This window comes from Actinocrinis sp. (assembly GCF_035946395.1).
Taxonomy (GTDB): Bacteria; Actinomycetota; Actinomycetes; order Streptomycetales; family Catenulisporaceae; genus Actinocrinis.
In genome coordinates this window covers 1-20,609 of record NZ_DASYZI010000054.1, presented here as the reverse complement: position 1 = coordinate 20,609, position 20,609 = coordinate 1, and the positions used below count along the sequence as shown (strand labels likewise).

Below are 20,609 nucleotides of genomic sequence, written 5' to 3'. Positions count from 1 at the left end.
CCACTGAGTGCCTGTCACCAGGTCACCGGGAGTGTCAGCAGCGGGTGGATCAGCGAGCCCTCGGCGAAGCGGGCCTCCTGCGGCGCGATGCCGAGTTCAAGCTTCGGGAACCGCTCGGCGACCATCGATATCGCGGTGCGCAGCTCCAGACGGGCGAGCGGCGCGCCGGGGCAGAAGTGCGCGCCGAGGCCGAAGCTCAGGTGCGCGTTGGGCTCGCGCCGGATGTCGAAGCGGTGCGGGTCGGCGAAGTGCGACTCGTCGCGGTTCGCGGAGGCCAGCGAGACCTGCACGGCCCGGCCCTTCGGGATCGCGCCGCCGCCGAGTTCCAGGTCCTCGGTGGCGACCCGCAGGAACGCCCCCTCGCTCGGGATGTCGAAGCGCAGGATCTCCTCGACCGCGCCGTCGACGAGCGCCGGATCCTCGCGCAGCGCGTCGAACTGGTCCCGGTGCCGCAGCAGCGTGAACACGCCGCGGGCCAGGAACGAGGCCATGTTCTCCTGCCCGCCGATGAACAGCGCCGCGATCATCTGGATCAGTTCGGGCTCGCTGAGCCTGTCGTCCGCGTCCCGCGCCCTGATCAGCAGATCGACCACGCCGTCGCGCGGCTCGGCGCGCCGCTGCTCGATCATCGCGACCAGGTACGCCAGGAACTCGTGGCCCGCGGCCAGCCGTGCCTCGTCGGTGGCGGGGTCCACCGCGAAGAACACGCCGGTCCAGTTCGCGAAGCGCTGATGGTCCTCGGCCGGGACGTCCATCATCTCGCACACCACCCGGATCGGCAGCACGGTCGCGAAGTCCCGCACCAGGTCCGCGGGCGGCCCCTGCGCCTCGATCCGGTCCAGCAGCTCGCCGACGATGCGGCGCACCATCGGGGTCCAGGCCGGCTGCTGGCTCGGGCTGAACACGCCCTGGATGACCTGCCGGAACCGGGTGTGCTCCGGCGGGTCGTGATTGACCAGCGCGTGCGGGTTGTCGGAGGGGTCCGCCTCGCGCACCATCCGCGGCGCGCCGGGGTACCGCAGGTTCCTGCTGACGCGCCGGTCCCGCAGCAACTGCGCGACGTCGTCGTACCGGACGACCAGGTGCGCCGGGTCGCCGCTGGGCATCGTCACCAGGCCGACCGGGCACTGCCCGCGCCGCCGCTCGTGCTCCCGCGGGCTGGAGCCGAAGCCGTCCGGTTCGAGCGGCAGCGGAAAGGCGGGCGCCGGCTCGACGTCCGCCGCCGCTTGGTCAACCATGATCGACTCCTGACTCGCCGTGCGTGCCTGACTGACTCACCGGGAAGCCGCGCCGAGGGCGGCGGCCAGCGCCGGGCCGTAGTGCTCCACCGAAGCCGACCGCAGCATCTTGCGATGCTCGGCCGGGACGTCGTGGCCGGTGACCGCGCCCGCATACGGCGCCCACTCGGCGGGTTTGTGCTGCGCGGCGGTCGGCTCGTCCGCGGCCGCGAACAGCAGCAGCTCACCGTCGTACCGCGCGCTCGGGCGATACTCGGCGAGCAGCTCCGTGTTGTGCACGAACACCCGCAGCAGGGCCACCAGGTGGGCGTCATCGAGACCTGCGAGGGCGTGGCCGCGCTTGAGCAGCAGTTCCCTGGCCAGATCCTCGTCCAACCCGGGACCGGCCGCGGCGATGTCCCCCGGATCCGTGCCCAGGTTCTCCAGCAGGGAGACCAGGTACTCGTGCCTGGTGGGCGCCAGGCCGGGCCGCTGCGGGTCGTGCGGATAGCAGTCGAGCATGGCCAGCAGGCCGGGCTGCTCACCGGACGACTGGAGCAGGGTGGCCATCTCGTGGGCCACCGCGCCGCCGAAGGACCAGCCGAGCAGGTGCACCCGCCCCTCGGGCCGGTGCGCGCGCACGGTGCGCAGGTAGTCCCGGGCGATCTGCGCGATGCTCTGCGGGAGCGGTCCGGGTGCCTCAAGGCCGGGCGCCTGAAGCGCGTACAGCGGCCGGTCGGGCCCGAGCTGCCGGACGAGCGAGGCGTACTCCCAGCCGACGCCTGCCGCGGGGTGAACGCAGAACAGCGGCTCGCCGCGCCCCGGGGCGAGTTCCAGCAGGGGATCGAAGCTCAGCTCGGTGACGGCGTTCATCCGCCCTTCCCATGCGCCGGTCGTGCGGAACGAGGCGAACATGCGTCCGCCGCCGTGCCGGATCGGGCCGGGCGGCGACAGTACCCTGACGTTGGCACGGGACGTCCTCCGGGTCAAGGGGACGCAGTGCTCTCTGCTCGACGTGGCTTCGCCCCTGCCCGACATGGCTCCGCCCCGGCCGGCGCGGCGCCGCGGTCGGCCGGGGCGGAAAATCGGGGCGTGGGTCAGGCTTCACTCACCGCGGCTCGCCCGCTGGACTTGCCGCGCGACCGGCCGAGCACCTTGTCCAGCGACCAGGTGCCGGGGCCGATGATGGCGACCATCAGGAAGCCCCAGGAGAACAGCGCCGCGAGCTCGCCGCCGTTCTGGATCGGCAGCAGCGCGTGCTTCTGGTGGATGTCGAAGTACGCGAACGCCATCGATCCGGACAGCAGCACCGCGGCCGGCCGCGTCGCCAGGCCGATCAGGACCAGCAGGCCGCACACCAGTTGGATCACCGCCGCGTACCCGCCCGGCCACGAGGTCGGCGAGATGGTCTTGCCGGTGCCGACCGCGCCGCCGAACCAGCCGAACAGCGAGGAGGCGCCGTGGATGGCGATGAGCAGGCCGAGCACGATGCGGTAGAGGTCCGCGAGGTACTGGTTGAGGGAAGAGGGAGTGCGCATCCGAGTTCACCGTCTCCAGGGTGGGTCCGCCGGATGGCCGGCGGACGGCGTGGATCCCGCGTCGCAGTCGGCGCAGCACCCGGACTCCGACGCGTAAGGGATGAGCCCCGGCTTATGCCGGGATCACGGATGAAACGGACTCGCGGGCCAACCGGTTCAGCGTTCTGCGATATCCGGCCCGGCTTTCACGACCTTCACGATGCACACGATTGCACGGCCGAACGCCAGGTGGCCTGCGCGGAAGTTCCCGCGCAGGCCACCTGTATATCTACTAGCTTTTACTCAGCCGACGTTGCCGGCCTCGGCCGTCACGGGTAGGTGGTGACGGTGGACGGGGTGGTGTTGGTCGGAGTCGCCGCGCCCGTGCTGTTGATCACGTGCGAGATCACGCCGACGTTGCCGAGCGAGACGGTGAGCAGGTCGTGGAACTGCACGCCGGCCACGTTCGGCGCCTCGAAGGCGTGGTCGTTGACCACCGCCTTGTTGACGTTGAAGTAGCAGTAGCTACCCATGCCGTACGCCTGGTGCGACGTGACGCCCGGCGCCACCTCGTACGCGGCGAATCCGTTGGTCGAGCCGTTCATCCAGGCCGCCTGGTTCGGCGGGTCGTAGGGGTTCTCGTTCTGGAAGAAGATGGTCTCGCCGCCGTTGCCGTTCCACTGCACCTCGTAGTTCTGGTAATGCTCGACGAACAGGCCGGTCGCCAGGACGTTGTTGCCGTTGACGACCATGCCGTGCGCCGCGGTGTTGGTGGTCCAGCCGACGGTGCCCGCGTTGCCGTGGTCGGCGCGCCAGGCCCAGATGTCGTTGATCAGGGTGTTGTTCGCGTTGACGATCAGGCTGTTGGTGGCCTGGCCGGCGATGTCGCCGCCGATCCGGAAGAACACGTCCTGGATCGAGTCGGGGTTGCTCGCGTGGCTCACGGTCGAGCCCTGCGTCCCGACGGTCAGCAGCGAGTTGGAGTTGGTGGTGCCGGCGTCCAGCAGCAGGCCGTTGAGGCGCACGCCGTCGACGTCGGCCACGTGGATCGTGTCGACGCCGTTGATCGGGATCAGGGTCGGCATGCCGATGCCCATGATCACGGTGTTGGCGTTGTTGACCTGGAGCGTCTGGTCGATGTTGTAAACGCCCGGGGTGAAGAACAGGTTGCAGCCCTGCGCCAGCGCCGCGTTCATCTGCGCCGCGGTGTTGGACGGGGTCACCACGAAGAAGTTGCTCATCGGCACCGAGGTGCCCGGGGTCGCGCCGTTGGCCCAGCTCGCGCCCGAGGCGTTGGTGCGCAGCGAGGGCAGGAACACGTGGTAGTTGCCGGAGGAGTCGACGTACAGGTAAGGCACGTCGCGCGAGACCGGCGTGGTGGCCAGCGTGGTCATCGGCGGGGTCGGGAAGCTCTGCGCCGGGGCGCCGGCCACACCCGAGAACACCATGTTCCAGACCGAGCCGCTCCAGCTGCCGAAGTTGCTGTCCTGCGAGTACCACTGCTGCTGCGAGACGGTCGAGACCTGGCCGGTGACCTTGGTGTCGGCGATGTAGCCGCCGCTGGCGTAGCCGTAGCTGGCCGGGTAGACCTCAAGGCCGCCGTTGACCTGGACCCGGCGGAACGGACCGGCCTGGGCCACGGCCCAGCGGTCGTTGCCGGCCGACGGGTTGATGGTCAGGTTCTCCGCGGAGCGCCAGAAGTTCTGGGTGGCGTTGCCGGTGCCGTCGAACGCGTCCACGGTCACGTCGCCGTTGATGGTGACGTCACCGGGGTTCTGGCCGAGGCCCTGGACCGAGGTGTAGTAGCCGACGTTGTCCTCGACGCTGTAGGTGCCCGGCTTGTACAGCTCGGCGTAGCGCTGGGTGCCGAACTGGTTGACCTTCTGCGTGTTGAACACCGAGTCCAGGGAGGCCTGGATGCTCGCGCTCGTCATGCTCGGGTCGAAGATGTACACGTTCGGGCCGAAGTTCGGCTGGTTCGACTGGCCGGTGCAGCCGGTCGGCGGACCGGTCGGCGAGGACGACGGCGAAGCCGACGGTGACGGCGACGCGGACGCCGAGGCGGAGGCGGACGGGGATGGTGACGGGCTGCCGCCGGTGCCGCTGCCTTCGTAGACCTGGAATTCCCAGATCGAGTAGCCGTACTGGGTGGCGCGGGCGGTGCCGTACATGCGGATGTAGCGTCCGCTGCCGGTCACGTTGAGCGTCTGCGTGCCGCCGGTGCCGGTGGTGGTGGAGTAGATCGACGTCCAGTTCGTGGCGTCATTCGACGTCTGGATCTGGAACGCGGTCGCGTACGCGGTTTCCCACATGATCACGACTTGGCAGATCGATTGGGTTGAGCCGAGGTCGACCTGGAGCCACTGCGGGTCGCTGAACGCCGAGGACCAGCGGGTGGTGGTGCTGCCGTCGGTCGCGGCGGTGGCGGGGGTGCCGGCGTTCTCGGTGGAGGAGGCGGTGGTCGGCTGGCCCAGGGCGGCGTTGGCGGTGCTACAGCCGGTGCCGGAGCTGATGGTGCCGTAGACCTGGAACTCCCAGAGCGAGTAACCGTACTGGGTTGCCCGCGCGGTGCCGTACATGCGCACGTAACGGCCGCTGCCGGTGATGTTCAGAGTCTGCGTTCCACCGGTACCCGTGGTGGTCGAGTAGATCGAGGTCCAGGTGGTGTTGTCGTTGGAGGTCTGGATCTGGAACGCGGTGGCGTAGGCGGCCTCCCACTGGAGGATGACCTGACTGATCGACGCGGTCGATCCAAGATCGACCTCAAGCCACTGCGGGTCCGAAAACGCAGAGGACCAACGAGTACCAGTGTTCCCATCCGTCGCATTCGACGCCGGGAACGTCGCGTTCTCCAGCGACGAGGCGGTGGTCGGCTTGCCTTGGGAGAGCAGAGTGGGTGCGGCGTGCGCCGCCGTGCTGGACGCGATGAGCGCGTACGCAGCGAGGCCGAGTGCCACGACCACGGCCGTGGTCGCACGCGCCCAGCGAGGTAGGAATCTCCGAAGCGATAACACGTCGGAGGAGCTTGCCTTCATTGGCATCTCCAGCTTGACCGGAAAGGGTGGGTAACTCATCGGAGAGCGCTCTCCAAGATGGGATGGTCGCGCTTGGGTTTCAGACGTGTCAAGGGTTTCGAAAGCCTCAAGTGTTGCGGAACCGGTCCGCCCCAGCTCACGTCCTTGGCCCGCTCGGAGAGCGGTCTCCCATGATCTTGGGTCAGGTCTCCGCGACGGTGATCTCCGCTCTTCGAACTCGGCCGGGGCTTCTTGCGCGGCTGTGGGCTCGTCCGCCGCTGTGCGATGGACGAGCCTGCCGCCGCAGCCCCGGCCAGGCTCGAAGAGCCGTGGGCTCGCGGACAAGTGAGCGTGACGGAGGCCGCGAAAGGGGATTCGCGACCTCCGTCACATCACAGATGTGTCAGATGGTTGGTGTCAACTGACTCGGTGCCAGCCGAACCCGGTGCCAGCCGAACAGCGTGAGCTGACTCGGTGCCAGCCGGGCGATGCCGGCGGACGGATCAGCTTCCGTAGACCTGGAATTCCCAGATCGAGTAGCCGTACTGGGTGGCGCGAGCGGTGCCGTACATGCGGATGTAGCGTCCGCTGCCGGTGACGTTCAGCGTCTGCGTGCCGCCGGCGCCGCTCGTGGTGGAGAAGATCGACGTCCAGTTCGTGGCGTCGTTCGACGTCTGGATCTGGAACGCCGTGGCGTACGCGGCCTCCCACTGGATGACGACCTTGCAGATGGAGTGCGTGGCGCCAAGGTCCACTTGCAGCCACTGCGGGTCGCTGAAGCCGGAGGACCAGCGGGTGCCGGTGTTGCCGTCCACCGCCGCTCCGGCCGTGAAGGTGGCGTTCTCCAGCGACGAGGCCGTCGCCGGCTGGTTCAGCGCGAGGTTGGTCGTGCCGCAGCTGGGCGCGGCGCCCGTGCCGTAGACCTGGAATTCCCAGATCGAGTAGCCGTACTGCGTGTTACGCGCCGTGCCGTACATGCGGATGTAGCGTCCGGACCCTGAAACGCTCAGCGTCTGGGTGCCGCCCGGCCCGGTGGTGGTGGAGTAGATCGACGTCCAGTTGGTCGCGTCGTTGGAGACCTGGATCTGGAAGGCCTTGGCCGACGCGGTCTCCCACTGGATCGTGACCTGGCAGATGGTCTGCACCGAGCCGAGGTCCACTTGCAGCCATTGTGGATCGCTGAACGCCGAGGACCAGCGGGTGGTGGTGCTGCCGTCGGTCGCGGCGCCGGCGGGGGTTCCGGCGTTCTCGGTGGAGGAGGCGGTGGTCGGCTGGCTGAGCGCCAGGTTCGTGGCCGTGTTGCAGGTGCCGCCGCCTGTGCCGTTGACCGTCCAGGTGAACGAGGTGGATCCGGAGGCTCCCGTGGTGTCGGTCGCCGTCACCGAGACGTTCGAGGTGCCGGCCGCGGACGGGGTGCCGGAGATCAGGCCGGTCGAGGAGTTGATCGACAGACCGGCGGGCAGGCCCGAGGCGCTGTAGGTCAGCGTCTGGCCGGAGGCCGAGTCGGAGGCCGAGATCTGCACGCTGGCCGCGGTGCCCTGGGTGGAGGTCTGGTTGCCCGGGTTGGCGACCGAGACGGTGTTGCCGGTGGTGCCGCCCGCCGGTCCGGTCCAGATCTGCTGGGCCGAGCCGGTGCAGGTCTCGATGTCCAGACGCGTCGCCGCGTTGCCGCCGGGATCGGTCAGGCAGAGGTTGGAGTTGGGATTGACGAACTCACCGTTGGCCTGGTGTGTCCAGCCCTGCGCGTTGGTGCCGTTGCACGGGTACCAGTCGACGTTCGTGCCGCTGGTCGTGCCGGCCGCGGACACGTCGAGGCAGCCGCCCTGGACGCGCACGGTGTTGTCGGAGTACGTCGACCAGGTCTGGCCGGCGCTGCCGTTGCAGGCGCTCACGAAGAACGGGTTGCCCTCGGTGTTCAGCGAGTTCTGGTTCGTCAGGCACTGGCTGTTGATGCCCTTGACGTTGCCGGTCGCCGTGGCCGTGCCGGTCGGCGTGGAGTTGCCGCCCTTCTCGTACACGGCCACCCACGCCGCGCTCATGAACCCGCCGGACGTGGTGGCGGACGTCGGAGTGGTGGTGCCGGAGATGCCGTCGGGGTAGTTGCCGCCCATCGCCAGGTCCCAGATGATGAAGAACCCGTGGTCGATGGCGGACTGCCAGGCGGCGGTGCCGACCGAGGCCTCGGTGATCGTGCTCTCGGTGACGCCGTCCATCTGGAACAGCAGCTGCTCGGCGGCGGTGTTGGTCCGGTCGATGATCACCGAGTAGGTGTGGTAGCCGGTCTGACAGGTCGACGCGGTGTTCGGGCACGCGATCAGCGCGTGGCCGGGGCTGTTGGCGGAGTCGTGGAGGGTCTGCGACGCCTCGTTCAGCGCGTTGACGTCCTCCATCATGTCGATCTCGCCGGACTGCGGCCAGCCGCCGCCGGACCGCATCGGCGAGCCCAGCGCCCAGAACGCCGGCCAGTAGCCGAGGCCGCCGGACGGGTTGGGCTGCTGGATCGACGCGCTCATCTCCAGCTCGCCGCCGGGCGGCGCCTGGAAGTCGTCGCGGGTGCTCTCGATGCGGGCCGAGGTCCAGGTGCCGCCGTTGTTGAGGGCCTTGAGCACCAGGTGGCCGTTGCCGTCGAGGTAGACGTTGTTGGTGGAGCTGGTGGTGTTCTCCTTCTCACCGGTGCCGAAGCCGGAGCCGATGTCGTAGAACCAGTTGGCGGACGAGGGCGCGGAGCCCGCCGCTCCGGCGAAGTCGTCGCTGAACACGGTGTTCCAGCCGGCCGGGGCGGGCGGGGGTGTGTCGGCCAGCGCCGCGGGGGCCGAGGTCAGCGAGATGACCGCGGCTCCGGTGGTGGTTCCGGCGATCAGAGCCATGGTCGTGACGACCGAGCGGCGCCGCAGCGCGCCCGGGTTGCGTCCGGCGCGTCGGCCGATACGCGGTAACGCGAACATATTGCTTTCCCTCCAGCGCGAAGCGCGCTTTCACGGCCCGGCGGCGGGCGGGATGCGTCGCGGCAAGGCGATGCCGCGGCGCGACCGCTCACCGGAGCCGGTCGTCGTCGTTGACAGTGCGGGAGAGCGCTCTCCAACCAGCAGATGTGTACGGCGTCGTTACACAACTGTCAAGGTTTCGTGGCCGGCTTGCGCTGAACCGGCCATCGTGCTGCGACGTTACGAGCCGCCCGGGATGTCCGTATTCGAGGAAACTATCGGCTTCATGCCTGTTCGCTCACGGCGAACGATGGCCGAGGCATGCAAGCCTGTAATCATGTAATCATCGAAACATGGCTACTCAAGAGAGCACCACCGCTACCCTGCGCGGCTGGTTCGCCGGCCGGCTGCCCCAGGATCTGTTCGACGGCCCGCCCGAGGTGATCGTCGATCGCGAGGAGATCACCGTCATCGGGCGCATCCCCGAGCCGGAGACCGTGGAAGGCGCGTCGGAGGCGGAGAAGGCCGCGGCGGTCGCCGGGCGGATCAAGGAGTTCCGCGAGCGCACCCGCTCGGCGCGCATCGCGGTCGCCCGCGAGGCGGAGCACGAGTTCCGCAAGAAGGTGTCGTGGTGGGTGCGCTGCGGCCAGACCACGGAGCAGTTCACCACGCTGTCCGTACCCGTGATGACCCGGCTGAAGCAGTCGGACCGCCAACTGCTGGACACGCTCGTGGACGCCGGCGTCGCGCGCAGCCGCAGCGACGCGCTGGCGTGGTGCGTGCGGCAGATCAACCAGCGCGCCGAAACCTGGCTCGGCGACCTGCGCGACGCCATGCGGAAGGTGGAGGAGGTCCGCGACGCCGGGCCGAACCTCGACTGATGCGGCGGGGCTTGTGATCCTCTTCGAACCTGGCCGTGGTCAGGCGGCGCAGGGTCGGCCGTCGCACGGCGGCGCACGAGCCTACAGCCGCCTACAAGGCCACGGCCAAGTTCGAAGAGCCGCTTGTGACCGGACCCGTGGCCGGGCCCGTGACCAGGCCGCGTGACTGACTGAGCATCGCCTGACACCCTGACACCATCGAATCGCCCCCGCCAGAACCGTGCATGCCGCGCGCGGCGTCACAGTGTCCGTAATGGGGTGGGTGCGTGAAGGGCAGGGGGCGGCAGCGGTGGCTTGGAGTTGGACGCGCGCGATCGGCGCGTGTCTGGTAGTGGCGCAGCTCACGGCGTGTACCTCGTCGATCGACCGCCATGTGTCTGTGTCCGCGACCCACGCCCGGCGACCGCGTACGGCCGTCGGCTTTGACGTCGCCGCAGAGAACGCCAAGCCGGGCACGACGGGTTGGGCCATCGCCCCGTCTGCGATCGGGCCGCAGAACGCGATCCAGGGCTATGCGGACCAGATCTCGGTGCCGTCCGGCGGGACCTTCCGGCTCTTCGTCTCCACGACCGCGCCCCGGTTCTCCGCGACCGCGTACCGGATGGGGTACTACGGCGGAATCGGGGCGCGAGAGGTGTGGCAGTCGCTCCCCGTCGACGGCGTGCTCCAGACCGCGCAGACCTTCATAAAAGCCACGAACACCGTTGAATGCGATTGGCAGCCTTCGCTGACCGTCACCACGACCGGCTGGCCCGAGGGCGACTATCTGATCAAGCTCATCGCGCTCAACGGCCGGGGCCAGCGCTACGTCCCGATCACCGTGCGGTCCACGAAGACCGCGGGCCGCATCGTCCTCGTCGCGGGCGTCACGACATGGCAGGCGTACAACGGCTGGGGCGGCTACTCGCTCTACGGCGGGCCGCAGGGGCACGGCGAGCGGTCGCGGGCGGTCTCCTTCGACCGGCCGTACCTCGACTACGGCCCGAAGTCCGGCGCCGGGCTCTACCTGCCCTTCGATCAGGGGCTTGTCATGTTCGCCGAGCAGCACGCGCTGCCGGTGGCCTACGAGACGGACCTCGAACTGGAGACCCGCCCCGAACTGTTCGCCGGCGCCTCGCTGTCGCAGGCTCCGGCCGCGATCGTGTCCGACGCGCACGACGAGTACTACTCGGCGCAGATGCGCGACACGCTCACCGTCGCCCGCGACTCCGGCGTCAACCTCGCCTTCCTCGGCGCGAACTCCGTCTACCGGCACATGCGCTGGGCGCCGACCCAGCTCGGCGACGATCGCTTGGTCATCTGCTACAAGGAGGCGACGACCGACCCGGTCTACAGGATCGACCAGACGCAGACCACGCAGAACTGGCGCGACGCGCCGGATCCCCGCCCCGAGAACGCGCTGACCGGCTCCTACTACCAGTGCAATCCGGGCCGCGCCGCGTACGTCGTGTACGACCCCGGAAACTGGATCTTCGCCGGGACCGGCGTCACGAAGGGTTCTTCATTCCCGGGGCTGGTCTGGCCGGAGTACGACCGCGTCGTGGACCTCCCCACCACCCCGCACCCGATCGAGGTGCTCAGCCACTCGCCGCTCACCTGCGCGGGCCACGCCTCGTACCAGGAGTCCGCGTACTACACGACGAGCTCGGGCGCCGGCGTGTTCGACGCCGGGACGATGCAGTGGGTGTGCGCGCTCGAAGCGCAGTACTGCAACCAGCTCCCGGTGACACCGGCGGGGGAGGCCTTCGTCAGGCAGGTCACGCTCAACCTTCTGCGAACCTTCGCGCAGGGCCCGGCCGGCGTGACGCATCCGGCGGTCGACAACACCGTGGCGGACAACGTGCCGACCGGGCCCGGACTGGGTCTTGACTAGCCCCATCCTCCGCACGTCACCCGGGCGCGATATATAGACCGGGACAATCCGGGCTCATCATCGAGCATTGGCCTTACTCGGCACTGGGAAGTACCTGATACTCCCGGGTTGTCCTGCACTCGTTCAAGCGACGTGCGGAGGATGGGACTGGTGTCCCCCTAGTCCCGAGCGATATCGGGGAACCCTGACACGAGCAGGTCGGCCACTTTGTCGGCGGGAATCGGCCGGGCGTAGTAGAAGCCCTGGCCGTGGTCCGCGCCGAGCTCGCGCAGCTTGTCGGCCTGCGCCGCGGTCTCCACGCCCTCAGCGGTCAGCGTCATGCCGCAGGCGCGCGCCAGGGTGATCAGGCCGCTGACGATCGGCTCCTCGGACGCCTCCTGCCCGCCCTCGCCCGGGTCGGGAATGAGGCCCTTGACGAACGAGCCGTCGATCTTGAGGCTGTGCGCGGGCAGCCTGCGCAGGTAGGAGAGGTTCGAGTAGCCGGTGCCGAAGTCGTCGATCGCGATGCGCACGCCGAGACCGGAGAGCAGGCGGAGCCGTTCCACCGCCGGGCGGCCGCTCTCGCCGGTGTCCATCACCGCGCTCTCGGTGATCTCCAGCTGGAGGCGCGCCGCGGGCAGGCCGAACTCGGCCAGCGTGTCGCGCACCTCGTGTACGAGTCCCGGGTCGCGCACCTGGCGCACGGCGACGTTGACCGAGACCACCACCGGCGAGCCGTCCTCGGACCGCGGCCAGGTCGCGGCGTCCGCCACGGCGCGGCGCAGCACCCAGCGGCCCAGCGCCACGATCGTGCCGGTCTCCTCGGCCAGCGGCACGAACTGGCCGGGGCCGAGCAGGCCGCGCTGCGGGTGGTTCCAGCGCACCAGCGCCTCCAGCGCGCGGATGCGCTGACTGTTCATGCAGACGATGGGCTGGTATTCGAGGAAGAGCTCGCCGCGCTCCAGCGCCGCGGGCAGCGCCTGGGACAGCGAGTAGCGGGCCACCTGCCGGGCGTTGCGCTGCGGGTCGAAGAGCGCCCACTGGTCACGCCCGCCCGACTTCGCCCAATACAGCGTGATGTCCGCGGCGCGCAGCAGTTCGCTGGGGCGGGCGCCGACGGCGGAGCGCTCGACGATGCCGGCGCTCGCGGTCACGGTCAGCTCGCGTCCGTCGAGCACCAGCGGCCCGCGGATCGCGTCCAGCGCCCGCTCGACGACCTCGATCGCGGTGCCTGGACCGTCGGTGTCCGAGAGCAGGATGACGAACTCGTCGCCGCCGAGCCGGCCCACCGGATAGCCGTACGGGTCGGCGGCCTCGCGGATCCGCGCGGCGACCTCGACCAGCAACTGGTCGCCCGCGTCGTGGCCCAGCGTGTCGTTGACGGCCTTGAACCCGTCGATGTCCAGGAAGCACACCGCGACGCGCCGCTCCTCGCCGGCCCTGGCCTCGGTGGCCCAGTTCTCCGCGACGGCGCCGTCCAGGATCGCCGTGAGCTCTTCGAGCAGCTTGGTGCGGTTGGGCAGGCCGGTGAGCGGATCGTGCGTGGCCTGATAACGCAGCCGCTCGGTCATCCGGCGCCGTTCGGTCACGTCCTCGAACAGCGCGATCATCAGCGCGGTGCGGCCATTGTCGCCGATGATGCTGCTCGCCCGCATCCGGGCCCAGATGTCTCGGCCGTCCAGACCGGGGAACAGCTTCTCGCCGGTCATCTGCCGGCGCTGCCCGGCCAGCAGCGCGTCGTACTGCTCCCAGTACCCGGGCGGGTCGGTGGGCAGCCGCAGCGAGCGGATCTCCATGCCGCGCACGCTGCGCGGGTCCCGGCCGAGCATGCGCGCCAGTGGCTCGTTGATCTCCAGGATGCGGCCCGCGCCGTCCGCGATCCCGATGCCCAGCGGGGCGCTGCGGAACACGGCGCGGAACCGCGCCTCGCTCGTGCGGTGGGCGTCGAGTACTGCGATGCGGATCGCTTCCTGCTCGCCGCGGGTACGCTCCCGCAGCGCGTCGGCGTAGCCCGCCGCGAGCCCCGCGCACAGCGCGGTGCGCACGGCCGCGCCGACCCCGGCGGGCAGATGCTCGGACAGGACGGTGATCGACGCGGCGAGCGATTCAGGCTGCGTATAGTGCGAGTCGACCAGCGCGGTGCCCACCGCGGTCCCGGCCTTGCGCGCGGTCACGGGGTCGACCAGCGCGTCGGCCACCCAGTCCGCGAGCAGCGCGACCATGGCCCTGGTCTCCGCCGCGTTCATCGGCGACGAACTCGCGGCGGACAGCGCCGCGGCCCAGGCCGCCGACAGGCCCCCGGCTATCCCGCTGACGTCGCTCATTCGTCGCGCCGCCCCACGGCGGCGTAACCGGAGTACCGCGTCACGTCCCCGCCGAGCGGGTCGGGCAGCGGGTTCGGCGTCTCGGCCCGCCACAGGATGAAGTCGACCAGGCCTGGGGGCACGAGTTCGTACCCCTGCATCAGATCCATGATCTCCGCGTGGCTGCGGAAGGTCATCGGGGCGCTGGAGCGGCTGTAGACCTCTTGCAGGTTCCGGATCTGCTCGGGCAGGTAGTCCCGGGTGCCGTGGCTGACCGCCAGGTACGATCCGGGCGCGGTCGCCTCCCGGTAGGCGGCGACCACGCCGGCCGGGTCGTCCGAGTCGGGAACGAAGTGCAGCACCGCGCACATCAGCACCGCCGTCGGGCGGCTCAGGTCCAGGAAGCCGTCGAGCGCCGGGTCGGTCAGGACCGCGCCGGCGTCGCGCATGTCGGCGTGCACGATCCTGGCGTTGGGCGTGTCCTTGAGCAGCAGCTTGCTGTGCGCCACGGCGACCGGGTCGCTGTCCACGTACGCGATGCGCGCCCGCGGGTTGAGCGCGGAGACGATCTCGTGCACGTTCCCCGCGGTGGGGATCCCGGAGCCCAGGTCGAGGAACTGGTCGACGCCCTGCTCGACCAGGAACGTGACGCAGCGCCTCAGGAACGCCCGCAGGCCGCGGGCGATCTGCGGCAGCTCCGGCCACGCGCCCAGAGCCTTCTCGGCCAGTTCGCGGTCGGCGGCGAAGTTGTGCGAGCCGCCGAGGTAGTAGTCGTACATCCGGGCCGGGGCCGGACGCTCCAGATCGATATCGTCCGGCGCCCAGGCGGGACGGTGCGACACGGTGCTGACCTCTCTCGCAGACGCGCCGCAGCCGTTCCGAGGTGGTCGGCGGCGACCCGGAGAGGGAGCATACGACGACGGGACACTCTGATATAAGACCCCGTTGGCGAATGCACGCCAAATACGGGTCTGCGCAGCGCGAACGGCCGGCGTGTCGTGAAACAACCGACCTTACTGAACGTAAAACGCCGGGCACGGCAGGTTTCCGGCGCACGTCGGCCAACCCTCCGGGCGCCGTGCGCACGTGTGTACGAGCATTCCGATCCGACTGAGTGGACGTCAGTTCGGTTCAGTTCGCGCTGCCCGGTACCGCGCCGTCGATCACCGACTGCACCAGCTCGGCGGCGTAAGGATCGTCGCTGGTGACCTCCAGGAGCTGGAGGGTGATCATCGTGTTGACCAGCAGGCCGGCCGCCACGAAGTCGCGCGCCTGCTCCGGGGTTGCTCCAGTCAGCTCCCTGACCAGACGGTAGGTCCGCACCAGGCAGTTGCGCACCGCGGGCCCGAACTGCGGGTCGAAGGCCATGGTGTAGCCGTGCTGGATCAGCTTGAGCATGTTGGGGTCGGGGACCAGTTGCCCGATGTAGATCTGTTGCAGCGCCGCGAGCGGCGAGACCGAGGCGTCACGCTGCGCGACGGCGTCGCGGAACATGGCCTCGATCCGGTCGACGACATAGGTGTGCGCGGCGATGAAGAGGGCATGCTTCCCGCCGAACATGCGCACGACATAAGGCTGCGATACTCCGGCGAGTCTGGCAATCTGGTCGGTGGTCGCACCGGAGTACCCGTACTCGGCGAAGGCTTTGACCGCGGCGTCCAGGATCTGCTGCTGTCTCTGCTGTGCGGGCATCCGCCGCTGGGGCCCGCTGGCTGTCGGTTCGGCCATGGTTGACATGTTATCATCAGATATCATAATAGCCTTAGTTATCATTAGATGATGCTAAGGATGTATTGAGCCAATGGCCTCCACCAGTACGGCCCCAGTCAGCTCAACTTCCACGATGAGGCCGCCGTTAGCGGCGGCGATCGTGGTGACCGCGATCCCCCTCTTCATGGCGACCCTGGACAACCTGGTCGTCGTGTTCGCGCTTCCCGTGATCAAGTCGCATCTCGGCGGCTCGGCGGAAGCGATGCAGTGGGTCGTCAATGCGTTCACACTCTCGTACACCGCGCTACTGCTGACGTTTGCCGCTCTCGGCGACAGGTTCGGCCGGCGACGACTCTTCGCGATCGGCATCGCCCTGTTCACGGTGGCGTCGATCATGTCGGCCCTCGCGTCCAGCACGGCCATGCTCATCACCGCCCGAGTCATCCAGGGCGCCGGCGCGGCCGCGATCGTGCCGCTTTCGCTCACCCTGCTCGGCGCCGCGGTGCCGCCCAAGATGCGTGACGTGGCGATCGGGCTCTGGGGCGGTGTCAACGGTCTGGGCGTCGCGGTCGGCCCGGTGGTCAGCGGCGCCGTGGTGCAGGGCCTGGCCTGGCAGTGGATCTTCTGGATCAACGTGCCGCTCGGCGTGGCCGTGCTGCCGATCATGTGGAGGACGCTGCGCGAGTCGCACGGCTCCGAGCGCACGCTCGACCCGATCGGGCTGGTGCTCTCCGCCACCGGCATATTCGCGCTGACCTGGGGGATCACCCGCAGCGACTCGCACGGCTGGAGCTCCGGGCAGACGCTGGGCATGATGATCGCCGGGGTCGTGCTGATCGTGGCCTTCCTGCTCTGGCAGGCCAGGACCCGCACGCCGATGATGCCGCTGCGGCTGTTCCGCATCCGCGCGTTCGCCTTCCTGAACCTGGCCGCGCTCACCTGGACCTTCGGCGTGTTCGGCTCGGTGTTCCTGCTCGCCCAGTTCTTCCCGGACGTCCAGGGCTTCGGCCCGCTCGCCGCCGGCGTCCGCGCGATGCCGTGGACGATGCTCCCGATGGTCACGGCGCCGGTGTTCACCTTCCTGATCGGCAAGCTCGGCGCCAAGCTGATCGTCTCCTCCGGCTTGGCGATGCAGGCGATCGCACTGGCCTGGCTCGCGCTCGTGACGGGCGTGCACGTCCCGTACACCACGCTGCTGCCCTCGTTCCTGCTCGGCGGCGCCGGTCTCGGCATGAGCCTGGCGCCGATGGCCACCGTCGTGCTCTCCAGCACGCCGGAGGGCGACCACGGCAAGGCCTCCGGAATCAACAACACGGTCCGGGAACTCGGCATCGCCCTCGGCATCGCCGTGCTGGCCGCCGTGTTCGCCGCGAAGGGCGGCTACGGCTCGCCCCAGACCTTCGTCAACGGCCTCGTGCCCGCGCTGTGGGTCGGCGCGGCCGTCCTCGCCGTCGGCACGATGTTCGCGCTGCGCCTGCCCGGCCCGACGGGCGCCCCCGCCTTCCCCGCCCGCGCGGCGAAGAAGGCCGCCGAGAAGGCTGCCACCGCAGGGAAGGTAGTGGATTCGGCGGTTCGTTAGGCGCATCATGGCTCACGCCGCGGCGCCAGGGGAGGGTGCCGCGGCGTGAGTCCGATCGGCCGATGAGACGTGGGTTCGGTTGGTCATGACAATGCCTACCTGTCAGGTAATGACCGTTTTAACCTGCTTCGAACTGGAGTTCCACGGGAGGAAGCTATGTCCCACATCGGCCTGGTCACCCCGCCCTACACAGGGCATGTCGCACCCATGGTCACCCTCGGCCGCGAGCTACAGCGCCGCGGACACCGAGCCTCGGTGATTTCGACTCCTGACGTGCGGGAGGAGGTGCTCAGGGGCGAAGTGGAGTTCATCTCGGTCGGCGCTGAGGACTTCCCGCCCGGCGCGCTGAAGGCGTTCACGGACAAGCAGGGCAAGCTGACCGGGACGCGCGCGATCCGGTTCATCATCAAGGACATGGCGAAGATCGCCATGATGCACTCGCGTGAACTGCCGGACGCGGTGACCCGCAACGGCGTGGACGCCCTGGTGGTCGACCAGATCCAGCCGATCGGTGCCGCGGTCGCGCTGCGGTACGACCTGCCGTACGTCAACATATGCAGCCTGCTGCCGCTGAACACCGAGCTCGGCATCCCGCCGTGGACCATGTACTGGCCCTACGAGGAGACGAACCAGGCGCGGGTCAAGAACAAGATCGCCTACCGGGTCCGGTACATGCTGGAGATGCCGATCACCAAGGCGGCCAACCCGACCCGGGTCAAGTGGGGCCTGCCGGCGGTGACCGCGGACGGCTCGTTCTCCGACCTCGCGCAGATCGTGCAGATTCCGGAGGCCTTCGACTTCCCGCGCAAGGAAGCGCCCGAAGTCATGCACTACACCGGCCCGCTGCACGAGTACGACGGCACCGACTCCGTCCCGTTCCCGTGGGACGAACTGGACGGCAGGCCGCTGATCTACGCGACGATGGGCACGCTGGTCAACCGCAAGGAGAGCGTGTTCCGCGCCTTCGCCGAGGCCTGCGTCGGCATCAACGCGCAGCTGGTGATCTCCCTGGGCAACCGGGGCGCGAAGATCCCGACGGGCTTCGCCGGAAATCCGATCGTGGTGGACTACGCCCCGCAGCTCGAACTGCTCAAGCGGGCCTCGCTGTACATCGGTCCCGGCGGGATGAACAGCCTGATGCACTCGCTGGGAAGCGGCGTGCCGATGGTGCTCATCCCGGTGACCTTCGACAACCCCGGCGTCGCCGCGCGGGCCAAGTACCACGGCGTCGGCGAGTACCTGCCGGTCAACAAGCTCACCGCCGCCAGGCTGCGCACGAAGATCGAGACCGTCCTGGGGAACCCGGCGTACCGCGACAACGCGGCCCGGATCCAGGACGCGATCAGGGGCGTGGACGCGGTGGGCCGCGCGGCGGACATCGTCGAGCAGGCCTTCCGCACCCGCCGGCCGGTCCTTCGGCCGACGCCGGACGAGGCGCCGGGCCAGTGAGGTCCGGGTTCCGCGTCCCGTCCTTACCCATGGGGCGGGACGCGGAACCCGGCCGTGTTCGAGAACTGAATCCCGGCCGGGAGCGTACACGCCCCCGGCTTCCGGGTAAGTCATGCAATCGAGGGAGGACGTATGGCTTTCGTCACCGGAAACATGAGATAATTTCAGAGTACTGAGTGCCTCGGTTAACCCGGGCGCACCACCACTCGCCTGCGACCTGCCGGCGAGACCGGCCGAATCCAGCAGGCAGCCGGTGCGGCGGCCGAACGGCAGCATTCTCGGCATTGCAACGGGGGTAAGGCGTTGCCTTAGGTGTCCGATTTGCCTAGTTAGTACCCTCGCTCAGTGTTCTAAGCCTGGTATTGCAATGAGGAGGATGCTATGTCGCACATTGGTCTTGTCACGCCCCCATACGTGGGCCATGTCAATACGATGATCGTCATCGGTCGTGAGCTGCGCCGCCGTGGTCACCGCGCCACGGTGATTTCGACCCTTGACACTCAGGAGGAGGTACTGCGCAACAACCTGGAATTCCTGCCCGTCGGCGCCGAGGAGTATCCGCTCGGCGCGCTGGAACGGTTCACCGACGTACAGGGCAAGCTGACCGGGACCCGCGCGATCCGGTTCATCATCAAGGACTTCGCGCGACTCGCGTCGGTGCACTCGCGCGAACTGACCGACCTGGTGACCCGCAACGGCATCGAGGCTCTGGTGGTCGACCAGATCCAGCCGATCGGTGCCGCGGTCGCGCTGCGGTACGACCTGCCGTACGTCAACGTGTGCAGTCTGCTGCCGCTCAACAGCGACCCGGACGTCCCGCCGTGGACGATGGCCTGGCCCTACCAGGACTCGAACCAGGCGAGGGTGAAGAACAAGATCGCCTACCGCGTCAGGTACCTGATGGAGAAGCCGATCACCAAGGTGGCCAACCCCACCCGGGTCGCCTGGGGCCTGCCCGCGGTCACCGCCGACGGCTCGTTCTCCACGCTCGCGCAGATCGCCCAGATTCCCGAGTTCTTCGACTTCCCCCGCACGCAGATGCCGGAGAGCTTCCATTACGCCGGTCCGCTGCACGACTACGAGAGCGCCAGCCCCGTGCAGTTCCCCTGGGAGCGCCTCGACGGCAGGCCCCTGATCTACGCCTCCATGGGCACGCTGCTCAACCGCCGGGAGCGCGTTTTCCGCACCATCGCCGAAGCCTGCGAGAACCTCGACGCCCAACTGGTGATCTCCCTGGGGCACCGCGGCGCGCGCATTCCGACGGACTTCCCCGGAAAGCCAGTCGTCGTCGGCTACGCTCCGCAGCTCGAACTGCTCAAACGGGCGTCGCTGGTCATCGGGCACGGCGGGGCGAACACCGTCCTGGAATCGATGGCGTACGGCGTGCCCATGGTCCTGCTACCGGTTTCGAACGATCAGCCGGGCGTCGCGGCGCGGGCCAAACGCGTCGGCGTCGCCGAATTCATCCCCGTGCACAAAGCCAACACACGCAGACTGCGCACCGTGATCGACACCGTCCTGACGAACCCGTCCTACCGGCAGAACGCACAGACGTATCAAAACGAGATCAGAGGAGCCGACGCCGTGGGCCGCGCGGCCGACATCATCGAGCAGGCGTTCCGCACACGCCTGCCGGTTGTGCGTGGCGCGATGGCCTAGCCGCGGCACAGAAGGTGCCCGGCTTCGGATTCGATGTCCGATTATCGTGAAATGCATACGATCGCGTAGCTAGTGCCGCGGCGGCTGGCCTTTGCTCCGCTCGCCGCACCATGGCGACCCCTGGCCGCATTGCGGAAATGCCCACGCACAAACCGGTGCGTGGGCATTTCCGTGCCTTGCCAGAGGGGCTCTTCGAGCGTGACCGTGGCTTTGTGTGCGGCTGTGGGCTCGCCCGCCGCTGCGCGTTGGCCGACGCCGTGTTTGCTGACCCCGCGCTTACCGACCCCGCGCCTTGCCGGCCACGGGTCAAGTCCGAAGAGGGGCCGAAGGCCGTCCTGGCGCGCCTCACTCGTGGACGAAGGTCGGCTGCCACGGCACTGGGAGTTGATGACGGGCAGCACTTCTTTACGGTCGGGTAACAATCGGCCCGAATTCACTCTTTCGAGCGACAAGCACATCTGGTCGAGGTCCGTTTCCTCCGCTTAGTCTCGGCAATCCGCACTG

At 68.9% G+C, this 20,609-nt stretch carries 13 protein-coding genes; 5 read left to right on the top strand and 8 right to left on the bottom strand.

Annotated features, from left to right (window positions below; genetic code table 11):
• Positions 1 to 14: 14 nt before the first annotated feature.
• From VGS97_RS03550 to VGS97_RS03530, 5 genes are all read right to left on the bottom strand, one after another.
• Positions 15 to 1,238, bottom strand: coding sequence for a cytochrome P450 (locus VGS97_RS03550; protein WP_326851714.1), 1,224 nt, complete (start codon positions 1,236 to 1,238; stop codon positions 15 to 17).
• A gap of 36 nt (positions 1,239 to 1,274) precedes the next feature.
• Entirely contained in the window at positions 1,275 to 2,207 is a 933-nt protein-coding gene (locus VGS97_RS03545) for an alpha/beta fold hydrolase (RefSeq protein ID WP_326851713.1), read from the bottom strand.
• Positions 2,208 to 2,314: 107 nt separating this feature from the next.
• Complete coding sequence (locus VGS97_RS03540; RefSeq protein WP_326851712.1) at positions 2,315 to 2,755, bottom strand: DoxX family protein; 441 nt, start codon at positions 2,753 to 2,755, stop codon at positions 2,315 to 2,317.
• A 308-nt stretch (positions 2,756 to 3,063) separates the two neighbouring features.
• Positions 3,064 to 5,691 (bottom strand): discoidin domain-containing protein, encoded by a 2,628-nt coding sequence (locus VGS97_RS03535; protein ID WP_326851711.1) that lies wholly within the window; start codon positions 5,689 to 5,691, stop codon positions 3,064 to 3,066.
• A gap of 560 nt (positions 5,692 to 6,251) precedes the next feature.
• Positions 6,252 to 8,693 carry a discoidin domain-containing protein gene (locus VGS97_RS03530; protein WP_326851710.1) on the bottom strand — a complete coding sequence of 814 codons (2,442 nt, stop codon included), beginning with the start codon at positions 8,691 to 8,693 and terminating at the stop codon, positions 6,252 to 6,254.
• A gap of 332 nt (positions 8,694 to 9,025) precedes the next feature.
• Between VGS97_RS03530 and VGS97_RS03525 the strand changes: the two genes are divergently transcribed.
• Positions 9,026 to 9,553: a hypothetical protein gene (locus VGS97_RS03525; protein ID WP_326851709.1), complete on the top strand. Its 528-nt coding sequence runs from the start codon at positions 9,026 to 9,028 to the stop codon at positions 9,551 to 9,553.
• 379 nt (positions 9,554 to 9,932) lie between these two features.
• On the top strand, positions 9,933 to 11,426 hold the full coding sequence (locus VGS97_RS03520; RefSeq protein WP_326851708.1) for a N,N-dimethylformamidase beta subunit family domain-containing protein: 1,494 nt from the start codon (positions 9,933 to 9,935) through the stop codon (positions 11,424 to 11,426).
• Positions 11,427 to 11,584: 158 nt separating this feature from the next.
• On the opposite strand, the gene VGS97_RS03515 is transcribed toward VGS97_RS03520, so the two are convergent.
• The 3 genes from VGS97_RS03515 to VGS97_RS03505 form a co-directional block, all read right to left on the bottom strand.
• Complete coding sequence (locus tag VGS97_RS03515; RefSeq protein WP_326851707.1) at positions 11,585 to 13,729, bottom strand: putative bifunctional diguanylate cyclase/phosphodiesterase; 2,145 nt, start codon at positions 13,727 to 13,729, stop codon at positions 11,585 to 11,587.
• Positions 13,726 to 14,550 carry an SAM-dependent methyltransferase gene (locus VGS97_RS03510; protein ID WP_326851706.1) on the bottom strand — a complete coding sequence of 275 codons (825 nt, stop codon included), beginning with the start codon at positions 14,548 to 14,550 and terminating at the stop codon, positions 13,726 to 13,728. Before VGS97_RS03510 ends, VGS97_RS03515 begins: the two co-directional genes overlap by 4 nt.
• Before the next feature lie 289 nt (positions 14,551 to 14,839).
• Positions 14,840 to 15,436, bottom strand: a complete 597-nt coding sequence (locus VGS97_RS03505; RefSeq protein ID WP_326851705.1) for a TetR/AcrR family transcriptional regulator — start codon at positions 15,434 to 15,436, stop codon at positions 14,840 to 14,842.
• 115 nt (positions 15,437 to 15,551) lie between these two features.
• Between VGS97_RS03505 and VGS97_RS03500 the strand changes: the two genes are divergently transcribed.
• The 3 genes from VGS97_RS03500 to VGS97_RS03490 all read left to right on the top strand — a co-directional run bounded on the left by VGS97_RS03500 (position 15,552) and on the right by VGS97_RS03490 (position 20,105).
• A complete protein-coding gene (locus VGS97_RS03500) occupies positions 15,552 to 16,997 on the top strand; it encodes a DHA2 family efflux MFS transporter permease subunit (protein ID WP_326851704.1) in 1,446 nt (481 codons plus the stop codon).
• A 156-nt stretch (positions 16,998 to 17,153) separates the two neighbouring features.
• Positions 17,154 to 18,446, top strand: coding sequence for a glycosyltransferase (locus VGS97_RS03495; RefSeq protein ID WP_326851703.1), 1,293 nt, complete (start codon positions 17,154 to 17,156; stop codon positions 18,444 to 18,446).
• A 432-nt stretch (positions 18,447 to 18,878) separates the two neighbouring features.
• Positions 18,879 to 20,105, top strand: a complete 1,227-nt coding sequence (locus VGS97_RS03490; RefSeq protein ID WP_326851702.1) for a glycosyltransferase — start codon at positions 18,879 to 18,881, stop codon at positions 20,103 to 20,105.
• Positions 20,106 to 20,609: the final 504 nt, after the last annotated feature.